The sequence below is a fragment of the Streptomyces sp. NBC_01224 genome (assembly GCF_036002945.1).
Classification (GTDB): domain Bacteria; phylum Actinomycetota; class Actinomycetes; order Streptomycetales; family Streptomycetaceae; genus Streptomyces.
This window is the reverse complement of sequence record NZ_CP108529.1, coordinates 6,098,236-6,113,241: the sequence shown is the minus strand read 5'-3', so window position 1 is coordinate 6,113,241 and position 15,006 is coordinate 6,098,236. Positions and strand designations below refer to the sequence as shown.

At 69.5% G+C, this 15,006-nt stretch carries 12 protein-coding genes; all 12 read right to left on the bottom strand.

The window, feature by feature from the left end; translation table 11 throughout:
* Positions 1–166 precede the first annotated feature (166 nt).
* The 12 genes from OG609_RS27475 to folC all read right to left on the bottom strand — a co-directional run bounded on the left by OG609_RS27475 (position 167) and on the right by folC (position 14,892).
* A complete protein-coding gene (locus OG609_RS27475; RefSeq protein ID WP_327275269.1) occupies positions 167–949 on the bottom strand; it encodes a TIGR03936 family radical SAM-associated protein in 783 nt (260 codons plus the stop codon).
* 122 nt (positions 950–1,071) lie between these two features.
* Positions 1,072–2,283, bottom strand: a complete 1,212-nt coding sequence (locus tag OG609_RS27470) for a hypothetical protein (RefSeq protein ID WP_327275268.1) — start codon at positions 2,281–2,283, stop codon at positions 1,072–1,074.
* A gap of 82 nt (positions 2,284–2,365) precedes the next feature.
* A complete protein-coding gene (locus OG609_RS27465) occupies positions 2,366–4,291 on the bottom strand; it encodes a TIGR03960 family B12-binding radical SAM protein (protein WP_327275267.1) in 1,926 nt (641 codons plus the stop codon).
* A gap of 50 nt (positions 4,292–4,341) precedes the next feature.
* Positions 4,342–5,874 (bottom strand): CYTH and CHAD domain-containing protein, encoded by a 1,533-nt coding sequence (locus OG609_RS27460; RefSeq protein WP_327275266.1) that lies wholly within the window; start codon positions 5,872–5,874, stop codon positions 4,342–4,344.
* 51 nt (positions 5,875–5,925) lie between these two features.
* On the bottom strand, positions 5,926–7,116 hold the full coding sequence (rodA, locus tag OG609_RS27455) for a rod shape-determining protein RodA (RefSeq protein ID WP_327275265.1): 1,191 nt from the start codon (positions 7,114–7,116) through the stop codon (positions 5,926–5,928).
* Positions 7,116–9,290 carry a penicillin-binding protein 2 gene (gene mrdA / locus OG609_RS27450; protein WP_327275264.1) on the bottom strand — a complete coding sequence of 725 codons (2,175 nt, stop codon included), beginning with the start codon at positions 9,288–9,290 and terminating at the stop codon, positions 7,116–7,118. The genes rodA and mrdA overlap by 1 nt, the downstream gene beginning before the upstream one ends.
* 61 nt (positions 9,291–9,351) lie before the next feature.
* A complete protein-coding gene (gene mreD, locus OG609_RS27445) occupies positions 9,352–10,014 on the bottom strand; it encodes a rod shape-determining protein MreD (protein ID WP_327275263.1) in 663 nt (220 codons plus the stop codon).
* 11 nt (positions 10,015–10,025) lie between these two features.
* Positions 10,026–11,060 (bottom strand): rod shape-determining protein MreC, encoded by a 1,035-nt coding sequence (gene mreC / locus OG609_RS27440; RefSeq protein ID WP_327275262.1) that lies wholly within the window; start codon positions 11,058–11,060, stop codon positions 10,026–10,028.
* Positions 11,061–11,185: 125 nt separating this feature from the next.
* The gene (locus OG609_RS27435) at positions 11,186–12,205 is read right to left on the bottom strand and encodes a rod shape-determining protein (protein WP_114244480.1); all 1,020 of its coding nucleotides are present in this window, start codon (positions 12,203–12,205) and stop codon (positions 11,186–11,188) included.
* 290 nt (positions 12,206–12,495) lie between these two features.
* The gene (ndk, locus tag OG609_RS27430; protein ID WP_093898216.1) at positions 12,496–12,909 is read right to left on the bottom strand and encodes a nucleoside-diphosphate kinase; all 414 of its coding nucleotides are present in this window, start codon (positions 12,907–12,909) and stop codon (positions 12,496–12,498) included.
* Between the two features lie 96 nt (positions 12,910–13,005).
* The gene (locus tag OG609_RS27425; RefSeq protein WP_327275261.1) at positions 13,006–13,365 is read right to left on the bottom strand and encodes a DUF4233 domain-containing protein; all 360 of its coding nucleotides are present in this window, start codon (positions 13,363–13,365) and stop codon (positions 13,006–13,008) included.
* A 3-nt stretch (positions 13,366–13,368) separates the two neighbouring features.
* On the bottom strand, positions 13,369–14,892 hold the full coding sequence (folC, locus tag OG609_RS27420) for a bifunctional tetrahydrofolate synthase/dihydrofolate synthase (RefSeq protein WP_327275260.1): 1,524 nt from the start codon (positions 14,890–14,892) through the stop codon (positions 13,369–13,371).
* Positions 14,893–15,006 lie beyond the last annotated feature (114 nt).

Genomic DNA, 15,006 nt, shown 5'->3' with positions numbered 1-15,006 from the left:
TGTACGCGAGACCGCCGTCCGGGGCGCGGGCGCCGCACGGGAACTCAATGTCTGGCTCGCCGGTTCCGTAAGCGATGTGCCTACGGCCTGGCGAAAGTCTTATGGGTCATCGCGCGGCCCGACCCAGGTGGCTCCCGAGTCGGAGGGCTGCGCTGCAACGACCGCCTTACGCGGAACCTGCACCTTCCGGCGCCGTCGCGACGGCGGTCCCGGTGGCCATGGGTGGAGCGGCCGGGGCTGCCTCGCGGTCGGGCGCGAGCGGGTCGGTCACCGTGCCGGACTCCTCGTCGAAGAGCCCCTGCGCCAGCCTGGTCACCGCTGCGGGGACCGGCGGCGCCAGGTCGGCCACAACGCGGAGACCGGACAGGACGTCGTCAGGTCGCACGGCAGGTGTCACGTGCCGAACAACCAGCCGCAGTATCGCACAGGGCTTGTCCTCGGGCCTATCAGGCTGTGGATCAAGGGCCTGCAGGTCGACCACGGCGGCGCGGGCGTCGAAGGTCCGCATGCCGTTCTTCGCCCGGCGCTGGACCTCGACGGTCTCAGCCCCGTTGAAAGCGGCCACGGCCTTGACGGCCTCCTCGGTGGAGACACCGTCGAGACGCAGCTCCCAGATGGAGGCGGTCAGCCGGTCGGCGAGACCCGAGGTGCGGGCCTCAACGGCGTCGGTGATGTCGAGACCGTCCGGTAGCGAGGCGTTGAGCAGCTCGCGCAGGACGGCCGGATCCCGGGCCTCGGTGAGGGCGATCTCCAGGAACTCGGCTTCACTGCCCGTGCCGGTGGGGGCGGCATTGGCGTACGACACCTTCGGGTGCGGGGTGAAACCCGCCGAGTAGGCCATGGGCACCTCGGAGCGGCGCAGTGCCCGCTCGAAGGCACGCTGGAAGTCACGGTGACTGGTGAACCGGAGGCGGCCGCGCTTCGTGTAGCGCAGCCGGATGCGCTGCACTGCCGGTGCGGGCGGCGGGCCTTCGGGCTGTCGCTTGCCCAGTGGTTCTTCTCCTCGGTGCGGGGCGGACGCGGTGACACGCCGCCCTCGAAATACGGGTGGCCCGGGGTGTCCGGTCCGGCTCACCCCCGCTCGGCGTTTTTCTCTCCGAGCGAGGAGATCTCTGGTTCGGGCGCCGCGCTGGGCACAGTCGTTGCTTGTTGCGTAACACCCAGCCTACGCGCAAGGGGGCTCCCCGGTTCCCGGGGCTCGGGCACCCTCGGCCCCCCGACCAGTGCCCGCCACGCGTCACGGCGTGCCCGGGCCACGGTCTCGCGCGCCGTGCGCAGCGCCGCCCGGGCCGCGCGCCCCGCCTCGACGGCGGCCCGCTTGGCGGGGGCCCAGACGGCATCCCGTACGAAATGTCCCACCGGCGTGCACACCGTGCGATAGACCCAGGTCACCGGCGCCCCGATCAGATGCCACGCCAGCCAGGCGATGGCCCGGCCGACGGCCCGGCCGACGGCCCGCGAGATGTACCCCGCGATGCGCCAGGCGACGCCGAAGGCGGCGACGATCTCCCGGCCCACCGGGGCGAGGACCCGCCGGTACAGCCAGCCGAGCGGCGCGACGAGCAGTGTCAGAACCAGCCACACCACCGCCGCCCACAGACCGCTCCCGACGGCCGCGATCCCACGCGCCAGCAGTTCGAGCAGCCAGGTGATGCCATGGCCGAGCGGAGTGAGCAGTTCCCGGTACGCCCAGGCCAGCGGCCGTACGATCAGATGCTCCGCCAGCCAGGCGGCGGCGAGCGCGAGGGGCACCAGGACGTACCGCCACAGGCCGACCACCGGCCAGACGAACAGGGCGGTGAGCACCCAGCCGACCGCGGCAGCGATCCCCCGCCCGGCAGGGGCGAGCAGCTCGCAGTACACCCAGCGCAGCCCGTGCCCGATCGGGGTGAGCACCACCTCGTACAACCACACCACCGGCACCACGAGCCCGTACCGCACCGCCGGCACCAGCACATACCGCCAGAGCGCGACCCACGGCCAGACGAAAACCGCCGCGGCCAGCCACCGCAGCGCATGCCCCAGCGGGGTGAGCACCCATGCGTACAGCCAGACCGCAGGGGCCGACACCAGCGTCGCGAACAGCCAGGACAGGGCCCGGCCCAGGGGGCGCAGCAGGATGCGGTCGGCGGCGCGGGCCCCCGCCACCAGTACGTCCCAGACCATACGTACGGGCAGAACGATCACCAGCACCACGATCCGTACCGGAATCCTGATCAGGGTGGTCAGACAGCCCTCGCCGGCTTCGTAGTGCGCGGGGGCCTGGTGCTTGCCGTAGTCCATGCCGTGCATGACGCGAAGGCCCGGTCCGGGGTTTCCCGGACCGGGCCTTCGTCACCGAGCCGTCACCCGGAAGGGGGTCGGCCTACTTCACGACCGACAGCGGCAGCAGCTTCTTGCCGGTCGGGCCGATCTGGATGCTGGTGTCCATCTGCGGGCAGACGCCGCAGTCGAAGCACGGGGTCCAGCGGCAGTCCTCGACCTCGGTCTCGTCGAGCGAGTCCTGCCAGTCCTCCCAGAGCCACTCCTTGTCGAGACCGGAGTCCAGGTGGTCCCAGGGCAGGACCTCCTCGTAGGTCCGCTCACGGGTGGTGTACCAGTCGACGTCCACGCCGTAGTCGGGCAGCGTCTTCTCGGCGGCGGTCATCCAGCGGTCGTAGCTGAAGTGCTCGCGCCAGCCGTCGAAGCGGCCGCCGGACTCGTAGACCGCGCGGATGACGGAGCCGACACGGCGGTCGCCGCGCGAGAGCAGGCCCTCGACGATGCCGGGCTTGCCGTCGTGGTAGCGGAAGCCGATGGAGCGGCCGTACTTCTTGTCCCCGCGGATCTTGTCGCGGAGCTTGGCCAGCCGGGCGTCGGTCTCCTCGGCGCCGAGCTGCGGGGCCCACTGGAACGGCGTGTGCGGCTTGGGCACGAAGCCGCCGATGGAGACGGTGCAGCGGATGTCGTTCTGGCCGGAGACCTCGCGGCCCTTGGCGATCACATTGACCGCCATGTCACCGATCTGGAGGACGTCCTCGTCGGTCTCGGTGGGCAGACCGCACATGAAGTACAGCTTCACCTGGCGCCAGCCGTTGCCGTACGCGGTGGCGACGGTACGGATGAGGTCCTCTTCCGAGACCATCTTGTTGATGACCTTGCGCATGCGCTCGGAGCCGCCCTCGGGGGCGAAGGTGAGTCCGGAGCGACGGCCGTTACGGGTCAGCTCGTTGGCCAGGTCCACGTTGAACGCGTCGACGCGGGTGGAGGGCAGCGAGAGACCGATCTTGTCCTCGGTGTACCGGTCGGCGAGGCCCTTGGCGATCTCGCCGATCTCGGTGTGGTCCGCGGAGGAGAGCGAGAGCAGGCCGACCTCTTCGAAGCCGGTCGCCTTGAGGCCCTTCTCGACCATTTCGCCGATGCCGGTGATGCTTCGCTCCCGCACGGGGCGCGTGATCATGCCGGCCTGGCAGAAACGGCAGCCGCGGGTGCAGCCGCGGAAGATCTCGACGGACATCCGCTCGTGGACGGTCTCGGCGAGGGGAACGAGGGGCTGCTTCGGGTACGGCCACTCGTCGAGGTCCATCACGGTGTGCTTGGACACCCGCCACGGCACGCCCGACTTGTTGGGCACGACACGGCCGATGCGCCCGTCCGGGAGGTACTCGACGTCGTAGAAGCCCGGGACGTAGACGCCACCGGTCTTCGCGAGGCGGAACAGCACCTCTTCGCGACCGCCGGGGCGGCCCTCGGCCTTCCAGGCGCGGATGATCTCGGTGATCTCCAGGACGGCCTGCTCGCCGTCGCCGATGACCGCGCAGTCGATGAACTCCGCGATCGGCTCGGGGTTGAACGCGGCGTGGCCGCCGGCCAGCACGATCGGGTCGTCGACGGTGCGGTCCTTGGCGTCCAGCGGGATGCCCGCGAGATCCAGGGCAGTGAGCATGTTGGTGTAGCCGAGCTCGGTGGAGAAGCTCAGCCCGAAGACGTCGAACGCCTTGACCGGGCGGTGGCCGTCCACGGTGAACTGCGGGACCTTGTGCTCGCGCATCAGCTCTTCGAGGTCCGGCCACACGCTGTAGGTGCGTTCGGCGAGGACACCCTGGCGCTCGTTGAGCACCTCGTACAGGATCATGACGCCCTGGTTGGGGAGTCCGACCTCGTATGCGTCCGGGTACATCAGCGCCCAGCGGACGTCGCATTCGTCCCACGGCTTGACGGTGGAGTTCAACTCACCGCCGACGTACTGGATGGGCTTCTGCACATGCGGGAGCAGAGCTTCGAGCTGTGGGAAGACCGAATCGACAGACATCGCGAACTTTCGAGAGCCGGCAAGGGTGACCATCAAGCGTAACCCGATGCTCAGCCTTCCAGAGCCGCCCGCACGCGCGGCTGCGACGCCCGCTCCCACACCTGCGGCAGCTCCCGCTCCCGGGCGGCGGCGGCCGCCTCCTCCCGCCCGTACAGCAGTCCCCAGGTGAATGCCGGCTCCCCCGCCGCGTGCGCCTGGACGGCCAGGGCGCGCAGCGCGTCGCGGGCCACCACACTGTCCTGGTGGTCGCCGAGGAGGGTCTGCACGGCCTTCATCCGTTCGGCGATCCGCTTGGCCGGCTTCCCGAGCGCGGGCCGGGCCGCCTCCGCCGCGTAACGGGCGCGCTTGGCGGCCTTGCGGGCGTCGTGCATGGCGAGGTCCCGGTCGTGGCCGGGCTGGAGCTCCGCGGCGTGGCCGACGCGGGTCGCGAGGCGCCCGTACTCCTTCAGTACGGCGCGGGGCAGCGCCTGCTCGGGGGCGTGGGACGCGGCGGGCAACAGCGGCGGGGCGGCGAGCAGGGTGTCGAGGCTCTCCAGGAGTGCCAGGTACCGCTTCCCGTCGAGTACGGCGACGGTCCGGCGACGGGTGCCGCCCCGGCGGGCCACCGCCCAGATCCGCAGCCGGCTGCGGACGGGGCCGAGTATCAGGGTGCGGGGCAGGCCGGCGAGGCCGGAGCGCAGACGGGCGTCGAGAACCTCCTGGTCGCGGTCGATGCCGAGCTCGGCGGCCAGCCACTTCAGCTCGTCGCCGACCGGGTCGGTGACGCTCCGGTCGAGGATCTTCCGGTACGTCCGCAGCGCGCTGCGGAGTCTGCGGGTGGCGACCCGCATCTGGTGCACGGAGTCGGGGAGGTCGCGCCGTACGGCGGGGTCGAGGGCGACGATCGCCTCGGTCTGGTGGCGGATGTACGCGAGGACGTGGTCGCCCGCGGTGGGTTGCCCGGCCTTCCTGCGCGCGCCCTTGTCCCGCTTCCGCTTCCGCTCCGGCGCGGTCTCGGCGAGCGCCCTGGCCAGCTTGGACGGCGATGCGGACGGGTGGACACCGGCCTTGCGCAGCCGACGTTCGACGGCGTCGAGGAGGGCGGGGTCGCCGTCGTCGGCGAGTTCGACCTCGATCTCGGTCCAGGCGGCGGTGCCGCTGCCGCCCGTCAGCCGTTCGGCCCGCGCCGTGTCGATGCTGACCTCGGCGAGCAGCGCGCCCTCGGTATCGAGCAGGTGGTGGACGTCACGGGCGGTGCGCAGCCGTACGACGGGGACCAGTTCGCTCATCCGGACCCGGGAGCGGAGCAGGCCGGCGAGGGAGCGCGGCAGGATGTCGGAGAGCGGTTCCTGGAACTCGTCCCGGATACCGGAGGCGACCGGGAATTTGAGGTGCCAGCCGGCGTCGCTCCCGCCGGTGCGGCGGCGCAGGGTGAGGGAGCCGGCCATGAGCCGGAGGTCCTCGGTGTCGTAGTACACGGCGTCCAGTTCGCTGACGCCCCGGTGAGCGACGGCCGAGACCCCGGCCACCCGGCTCAGGTCGGGGAGCCGGGTTTCCGCGGTGGCTTCGTACTTCCGCTCGATCTCACGCTTCGAGTCCGCCATGACCCGAATCTAGACGTATTGCACGCGGATGGGCAGTGCTCCCGTCCCGGCTCAGGCGCTTATCGGCCGCTGCACCCTGATCGACTGGAGCAGTCCGACGGCCACCCAGACGGCGAACATCGAGGACCCTCCGTACGAGACGAACGGCAGCGGAAGCCCTGCGACCGGCATGATGCCGAGCGTCATCCCGATGTTCTCGAACGCCTGGAAGGCGAACCAGGCGATGATTCCGGCGGCGACGATCGTGCCGTACAGCTCGGTCGTCTCGCGGGCGATCCGGCAGGCGCGCCACAGAACGACGCCGAGCAGGACGAGGATCAGCCCGGCGCCGAGGAAGCCGAGCTCCTCGCCCGCGACGGTGAAGACGAAGTCGGTCTGCTGCTCGGGGACGAACTGGCCGGTGGTCTGGGTGCCCTGGAAGAGGCCGGTTCCGGTGAGGCCGCCGGAGCCGATCGCGATGCGCGCCTGGTTGGTGTTGTAGCCGACGCCCGCCGGGTCGAGCGCCGGGTTGGCGAAGGCGGCGAAGCGGGCGATCTGGTAGTCGTCGAGCAGGCCGAGCTGCCAGATGGCGACGGCGCCGGCCGTGCCCGCGCCGAGGAGGCCGAAGACCCAGCAATTCGAAGCGCCGGAGGCGAGGAGCACACCGAGCACGATGACGGCCATGACCATCACGGAACCGAGGTCCGGCATCCCCATGACGACGGCCATCGGAACGGCCGCGAGGCCGAGGGCCTTGGCGACGGTCCGGTGGTCGGGGTGGAGCTGGTCGCCCGCGTCGACGCGCTCGGCGAGCAGCATCGCCATGATCAGGATGATGGTGATCTTGGTGAACTCGGACGGCTGGAGCGAGAAGCCACCGCCGATGATGATCCAGGCGTGCGCGCCGTTGACGGTGGCGCCGAGCGGGGTGAGGACCGCCAGTACGAGGAGTACCGAGAGGCCGTAGAGGATCGGGACGGCTCCGCGCAGGGTGCGGTGGCCGAGCCAGATCGTGCCCACCATCAGGGCGAAACCGATTCCGGTATTGAGGGCGTGCCGGAAGAGGAAGTAGTACGGGTCGCCGTGCGTGAGCGAGTCACGGCCCCGGGTCGCCGAGTAGACCAGCAGCGAGCCGATGAAGGAGAGCGCGATCGCGGACCCGAGCAGCGGCCAGTCGAGTTTGCGTACGAGGGAGTCGCGGGCGATGAGTTTGCCCCAGGCGGAGCGCTCTGGGGCGTACCGCGAGACGGAGAAGCCGGCCATCAGTCGCGCCTCCCGAGCATTGCCGCGAGGGTCTGCTCCTCCGGGGTCTTCTGCGAGTTCGGGTCGTACGGCTTGATCTCCGGGGAGTCGATCGAGCCGTCGTGCTGGATCTTCGGCAGGGACTTCTGCGGGGTGGGCAGCAGCGCCTTCTTGAGGTCCTGCTTGCCGGAGTCGTCGAGTCCGTAGAGCGCGTCGTAGATGTTGCGCACGGCGGGCCCGGAGGCGCCGGAGCCCGTACCACCCTGGGAGATCGTCATGACGATCGAGTAGTCCTTGGTGTACGTGGCGAACCACGAGGTCGTCTGCTTGCCGTAGACCTCGGCCGTACCCGTCTTGGCGTGCATCGGGATCTTGTCCTGCGGCCAGCCGCCGAATCGCCAGGCGGCGGTACCGCGGGTGGCGACGCCCGCCAGCGCCCCCTCCATCTGCTTCAGGGTCTTGGCGCTGGCCGGCAGCTTGCCGTGCGCACGGGGCCCGATCATGCTGACGTGCTTGCCGTCGGGGCTGACGATCGCCTTGCCGACGGTCGGGTCGTAGAGCGTGCCGCCGTTGCTGATCGCGGCGTAGATGGTCGCCATCTGGATCGGGGTGACGAGGGTGTCGCCCTGGCCGATGGAGTAGTTGATCGAGTCATAGGCGTGCAGCTTCATGCCCTCGAGGCAGTTCTCGTGGGCGAGCACGGTGTTGAAGTCCTTCTTCTTGGGCCACTTCTTGGCCTGTTCGCACCAGGCGCCCTTGTTGGCCTTCCAGAAGTCCTTCTTCCACTGGCGGTCGGGGACGCGGCCGGTGACCTCGTTGGGGAGGTCGATGCCGGTCTCCTTACCGAGGCCGAACTGGTGGGCGGTCTTGAAGAACCAGTCCTTGGCGTTCTTCTTCGGCTTCATCCCGCCGTCCTTCTGCCATTGCTGGTAGCCGAGGGCGTAGAAGACGGTGTCGCAGGAGACCTCAAGTGCCTGGCCCAGGGAGATCGGGCCGTGGCTCTGCGATTCGAAGTTCTGGTAGGTGTGACCCTCGGCGGTGTACGAGCTGCCGCAGGTGTAGTGGCCGTCGAACGGGTAGCCCGCCTGGACGGAGGCCGCGGTCGAGACGACCTTGAAGATCGAGCCCGGCGCGGCCTGACCCTGGATGCCGCGGTTGAGCAGCGGGTAGTTGGACTTCTTGCTGGTCATCCGGGCGTAGTCCTTGCCCGAGATGCCGCCGACCCAGGCGTTGGGGTCGTAGTCGGGCAGGGAGGCCATCGCGACGACCCGGCCGGTCTTGGCCTCCATGACGACGACAGCGCCGGAGTCGGCCTTGTAGTTCTCGCCGGTGTTCTTGTCGAACTGGGTGCGGGCGACCTTCATCGCGTCGTTCAGCTCGTACTCCGCGACGGCCTGGACCCGGGCGTCGATGGAAGTGACGACGCTCGATCCGGGCTCGGCCTCGTCGTCCTTCGCCTGGCCGATGACCCGGCCGAGGTTGTCCACCTCGTAGCGGGTGACGCCGGCCTTGCCGCGCAGCTCCTTGTCGTAGGTGCGCTCCAGGCCGGAGCGGCCGACCTGGTCGGAGCGGAGGTACGGCGAGTCGGTGTCCTGGGCCTTGGTGATCTCTTCGTCGGTGACGGGCGAGAGGTAGCCGAGGACCTGGGCGGTGTTGGCCTTGCCGGGTGCGGCGTAGCGACGTACGGCGGTGGGTTCGGCGGTAATGCCGGGGAAGTCCTCGGCGCGCTCGCGGATCTCAAGGGCCTGCTGGGTGGTGGCCTCGTCGGTCACCGGGATCGGCTGATAAGGCGAACCGTTCCAGCAGGGCTGCGGCGTCTTCGCGTCGCAGAGCCGGATCTTGTCGAAGACCTCCTTCGGCTTCATGCCGAGCACATCGGCGAGCCGGGTCAGAACGCCCTTGCCGTCGTCCGCCATCTTCAGCAGCTCGGTGCGGCTGGCAGAGACGACCAGGCGGGTCTCGTTGTCGGCGAGGGGCACGCCGCGCGCATCGAGGATGGAGCCGCGTACGGCGGGCTGGACGACCTGCTGGACATGGTTGTTCCTCGCCTCGTCGCTGTACTCCTGGCCGTTGCGGATCTGGAGGTACCAGAGGCGCCCGCCGAGGGTGAACAACAGGGAGAAGACGAGTACCTGGATGACGACGAGACGGATCTGGACCCGCTGGGTCCGGCCGGTCTCGGGGATATTGCTCACGGGGCGCCCCCGGTGGTGGTCGGGCCGGAAATACGGGGGGTGTCCCCCCTGTGGTGCGGCCTCACAGTCGCTTGACTCCCTTGATCCGTCCGGCGCGTGCCGCTCGGTTGCGGGCGACCTTGACGCGCAGTCCGCCGCGCTGGCTGCCGATCCGCAGTCCGGTGCCGGAGGCCAGCCAGCCCGCGGCGACGTCGCCGCCGGAGGAGGAGTCGGCGAGCGGATCGTTCACCGTGCGTTTGGCGATCGCCATGATCAGGGGAACGACGAACGGCGCGAGGAGCAGGTCGTAGACGGCGGCGGTGAACAGCAGGCTGCCGAGGCCCACATGACGGGCCGCCGTGTCCCCGACGAGAGCGCCGACGAGCGCGTACAGCAGCGTCGAGCAGATCGCCGCGGCGACTACCCCGACCATCGGCACGAAGGCCGACTTGAGCTGCCCGTTCTCCGGCTTGGCCAGTCCGGCGAAGTAGCCGATGACGCAGAGGACCAGTGCGTAGCGTCCGGCTGCATGGTCGGCGGGCGGTGCCAGGTCGGCGAGGAGTCCCGCGCCGAAGCCGATGAGGGCGCCGCTGACATGCCCGTACACGAAGGCGAGCGCGAGGACGACGAGGAGCAGTATGTCGGGCACGGCGCCGGGAAGCTGGAGGCGGGCGAGCACGGAGACCTGGACGACGAGGGCGACCACGACCAGGACGATGGAGAGCAGAGTCCGGTTCAAGCGCATGGGGATCAGCTCTACCTCTGCTCGTTTACCGCGTTGCCGGCGCTCGGTGCGGTATTCGGACTGCCGCTCGGGTCCGGGCTCTCGTTGACGTTCCCGACGACGTTGCCGTTGGTGTCGACGATGTCGCCGTTGGGCGAGATCGTGACGGTGACGGTCGGGGTGGGCTTGGGTTTGGCGGGCTTGGCGGGCGCCTTCGGGAGGACCATGTCACGGGGGTCCTTGCGCGGGGCCTGGACGACGATGCCGACGATGTCGAGCTTGGTGAACCCGACGTACGGGCGGACATAGACGGTACGGGTCAGGCCGCCGCCGGACGGGTCGACGCGGACGACCTCGCCGACCGGGACGCCGGGCACGAACGGCTTGTTCTCGCTGGAGCCGAAGGTGACAAGACGGTCGCCCTTCTTCACCTTGGCCTTGCCGTTGAGGAACTGGACGGACAGCGGCTGGGAACCCTGGCCGGTGGCGAAGCCCAGTTCGTCGGTCTTCTCCATACGGGTGCCGACGGTGAAGTCGGGGTCGTTGGCCAGGAGCACCGTGGCGGTGTCCGGCCCGACGGTGGTGATCCGGCCGACGAGACCGTCGCCGTTGATGACGGTCATGTCGCGCTTGATGCCGTCGTTGGAGCCGGCGTCGATCGTGACCGTCCAGGAGAAGCCCTGGGCCGATCCTATGGCGATGACCTCGGCGGCCTTGATGCCGTACTGTCCGGCGGCCGACTTCTTCAGCATCCGGTCCAGCTCGCGGACCCGGTTACGGTTCTGGTCGTCGCTGCCGAGCTTCGTCTTGAGCGCGGCGTTCTGCTGCTCCAGCTCGGCGATCCGGTTGTGCCGTGCGCCGGAGTCGCGTACCGCTCCTATGGCGTTGCCCACCGGGTCGACGGCTGCCGCGACGCCGTTCTCAACCGGCCCGAAGACCGTGGCGGCGGCCCGCCGGGCGCCGTCCACCGGTGACTCCTCGCCGCCGCGGATGTCCACCGTGATCAGTGCGAATGCGATGGCGATCAGCAGCACCAGGAGCAGCCGGCTCTCTCGTGTGTCCCTCACGTGCGGCGGCCGTGCCTTCCTCGTCGGAATGTTCGTGCCTGTATATCAACGATCGGCCGTACGGAGCGTCAGTGGTCCGCGCAGCAGACTGATGTGTTGTTTATCTGCGGGCCGGGCTGTGCCGACTACCTGCGGGGCTGGGCGTCCAGCACCTGCTGGAGCGCCTCGAACTCCTCGACGCACTTGCCGGACCCGAGCGCCACCGAGTCCAGCGGGTCCTCGGCGATGTGGATCGGCATGCCGGTCTCGCGCCGCAGCCGCTCGTCCAGTCCGCGCAGCAGCGCGCCGCCGCCGGTGAGGACGATGCCGCGGTCCATGACGTCGCCGGAGAGCTCCGGCGGGCACTTGTCGAGCGTGGTCTTCACCGCGTCCACGATCGCGTTGACCGGCTCCTCGATGGCCTTGCGGACCTCGGCGGCCGAGACGACCACGGTCTTGGGCAGCCCGGAGACCAGGTCGCGGCCGCGGATCTCGGTGTGCTCGTCCTTGTCCATGTCGTACGCCGAACCGATCGTGATCTTGATCTGTTCGGCGCTGCGCTCACCGAGGAGGAGCGAGTACTCCTTCTTGATGTGCTGGATGATCGCGTTGTCCAGCTCGTCGCCGGCGACCCGGATCGACTGGGCAGTGACGATTCCGCCGAGCGAGATGACCGCGACCTCGGTGGTGCCGCCGCCGATGTCGACCACCATGTTGCCGGTGGCCTCGTGGACCGGCAGCCCCGATCCGATGGCCGCCGCCATGGGCTCCTCGATGATGTGCACCTGGCGCGCGCCGGCCTGCGTCGATGCCTCGATGACGGCGCGTCGCTCGACCCCGGTGATGCCGGAGGGCACGCAGACGACCACCCGCGGGCGGGCCAGGTAGCGGCGCTTGTGGATTTTCAGGATGAAGTAGCGGAGCATCCGCTCGGTGATCTCGAAGTCGGCGATCACGCCGTCCTTCAGGGGCCGTACGGCAACGATGTTGCCCGGTGTACGCCCGATCATCTTCTTGGCCTCGGAGCCGACCGCCAGGATGCCGCCGGTGTTGGTGTTGATGGCCACGACGGACGGCTCGTTCAGAACGATGCCGCGCCCCCTGACGTACACCAGCGTGTTGGCAGTCCCGAGGTCGATAGCCATGTCACGGCCGATGAACGACATTGAGTTCCCCTTGTTCCCCATGAGGATGCGTCAGGCCTTCCAGGAAAGCGATGATGGCTTGTTCTGGTCGGCGAGGTGAGCGCTGCAGGCGTGGAAGATTCCATCGTAGTGCCGTGTACACGGACACCGCGCGAGGGTCCTTCGCCTTTGTGGGCGGAACGGGTGGCCGTTCCACTCATGGTGACGTTACGTCGGAGTGATGCGTTCCCGCGATCCGGGACCCTATGCCGAAGGGCGACCGAATTAATTCGGTCGCCCCAGGTCATGAGCGCTGAACGGCTGATCCGGGGTCAGGAAAGTCCCGGGAAGAAAAGCTTCAGTTCTCGCTCTGCGGACTCCTCGGAGTCCGAGGCGTGGATGAGGTTCTCCCGCGTGATCGTGCCGAAGTCACCACGGATGGAGCCGGGCGCGGCGGCGATCGGGTCGGTGGGGCCGGCCAGTGTACGGATGCCCTCGATGACCCGCTCGCCCTCGGCGACCAGCGCCACGATCGGGCCGGACTGCATGAACTCGACGAGCGGCTCGTAGAACGGGCGGCCGACGTGCTCGGCGTAGTGCTGCTCCAGCGTGGCGCGGTCGAGGGTGCGCAGCTCCAGCGCGGTGATCCGCCAGCCGGCCTTGCGCTCGATCCGCCCGACGATCTCGCCGACGAGTCCGCGCCGGACGGCGTCGGGCTTGAGGAGAACGAGGGTGCGCTGGGTCATGGTGTGCGGCTCCTTGCAGGCATGCGGGTGCGGTGAAGCGAGGCTACAGGGGTACGGCGACGGGCCTGCGGCCGGGTTTGGCCACGGGGTACCGGATCAGCCACCGGCCGGGGCCTCGGCCGCCTCCTGCGCGGCCGCCCAACGGGCTTTCACCTCGTCGATCCTGCGGCCGTAGTGCACAGAGGCCCACCACAGGCCGCCGAAGACCAGGCCGAGGATGAACATCATCGGGACGACGAAACCGCTCAGCACCAGGGCGATCTGCAGCGCCCAGCCGAGCTGTATCCCGCCGGGGCGGGTGATCATCCCGCAGAGCAGCACGGACAGCAGCATGCCGATGCCGCAGACCGTCCAGACCGTGGTGTTCGTCAGGTCGTCGGACTTCATCGCGACGAGTCCGGCGAAGCCGATCACGAAGAACTCGCCGATCAGCGTCGATGCACAGAGCGTACGCACGGGTCAGTGCCTTCCCAGAAGCAGTCGGGCCTCGCCGACCGTGATCACGGAACCGGTCACCAGAACGCCGGCGCCCGCATACTCGTCCTCCTCCTCGGCGAGGGTGATCGCCGCCTCCAGCGCGTCGTCCAGGCGTGGTTCGACCTGGACGCGGTCGTTGCCGAAGACCTCGACCGCGACGGCGGCCAGTTCGTCGGCATCCATCGCGCGGCCGCTGGAGTTCTGGGTGATGACGACCTCGGCAAAGATCGGCTCGAAGGCTTCGAGCAGCCCCTTGACGTCCTTGTCACCGCTGGCGCCGACCACACCGATCAGCCGGGAGAAGCCGAATGCCTCGGAGATCCCGTCGGCGGTGGCACGGGCGCCCGCCGGGTTGTGGGCCGCGTCCAGGACGACGGTCGGGCTGCTGCGGACGACTTCGAGGCGGCCCGGCGAGATCACCGAGGCGAAGGCCCGGCGGACCGTGTCGATGTCGAGTGCGCCGGGCTGCTCGGCGCCGATCCCGAAGAACGCCTCCACTGCGGCGAGCGCCACCGCCGCGTTGTGCGCCTGGTGGGCGCCGTACAGCGGGAGGAAGATCTCTGTGTACTCGCCACCGAGACCGCGCAGCGTCAGCAGCTGTCCGCCGACGGCGATCTCGCGGGAGACGACACCGAACTCCATGCCCTCGCGGGCGACCGTGGCATCGACCTCGACGGCCTTCTTCAGCATGACCTGCGCGGCGTCCACCGGCTGCTGCGCCAGGATGACCGTGGCGCCCTGCTTGATGATCCCGGCCTTCTCACCGGCGATCTCGGCGTGCGTGGCGCCGAGCCGGTCGGTGTGGTCGAGCGAAATGGGGGTGACGACGGCGACCGAGGCGTCGATGACGTTCGTCGCGTCCCAGCTGCCGCCCATGCCGACCTCCACGACGGCGACATCGACCGGCGCGTCGGCGAAGGCCGCGTACGCCATGCCTGTCAGCACCTCGAAGAAGGAGAGCCGGTAGGGCTGCTGGGCGTCGACCATCTCCACGTACGGCTTGATGTCCTGGTACGCCTCGATGAACCGCTCGGGGTCCATCGGGGAGCCGTCCAGGCTGATCCGCTCGGTGATCGACTGGACGTGCGGCGAGGTGTAGCGGCCGGTGCGCAGGTCGAAGGCGCCGAGCAGCGCCTCGATCATGCGGGCCGTGCTCGTCTTGCCATTGGTCCCGGTGATGTGGATCGAGGGGTACGCGCGCTGGGGCTCGCCGAGCACATCCATCAGCGCGGCGATGCGCGCCACGGAAGGCTCCAGCTTGGTCTCGCCCCAGCGTCCGGCGAGCTCCTGCTCCACCGCGCGAAGCGCCTTGTCCACCTCGGGGTCGGCGGGGCGGACGGGGACGTCCTGGCCCTGCGGCGGTCCCGAGCGGGCGCGCAGGGTACGGCTCCCGGCCTCGATCACCGCCAGGTCGGGGTCGCGCTGGGTCGCTTCGTCGACGATCTCCGCGAAGGTCTCGTCGGGATCGGAGGCGTCGTGCCGGTCGGAAGGGCGGGGCTCACTCACGGGGCCAGTCTACGGATGGACACGGACATCGTGCGCAGCGCCCGGTCGCCGGAGTCCTGATCGTGCGCGGGGACGGTCGAAGCCCCCGTACTCCCGGCGGGAGTACGGGGGCTT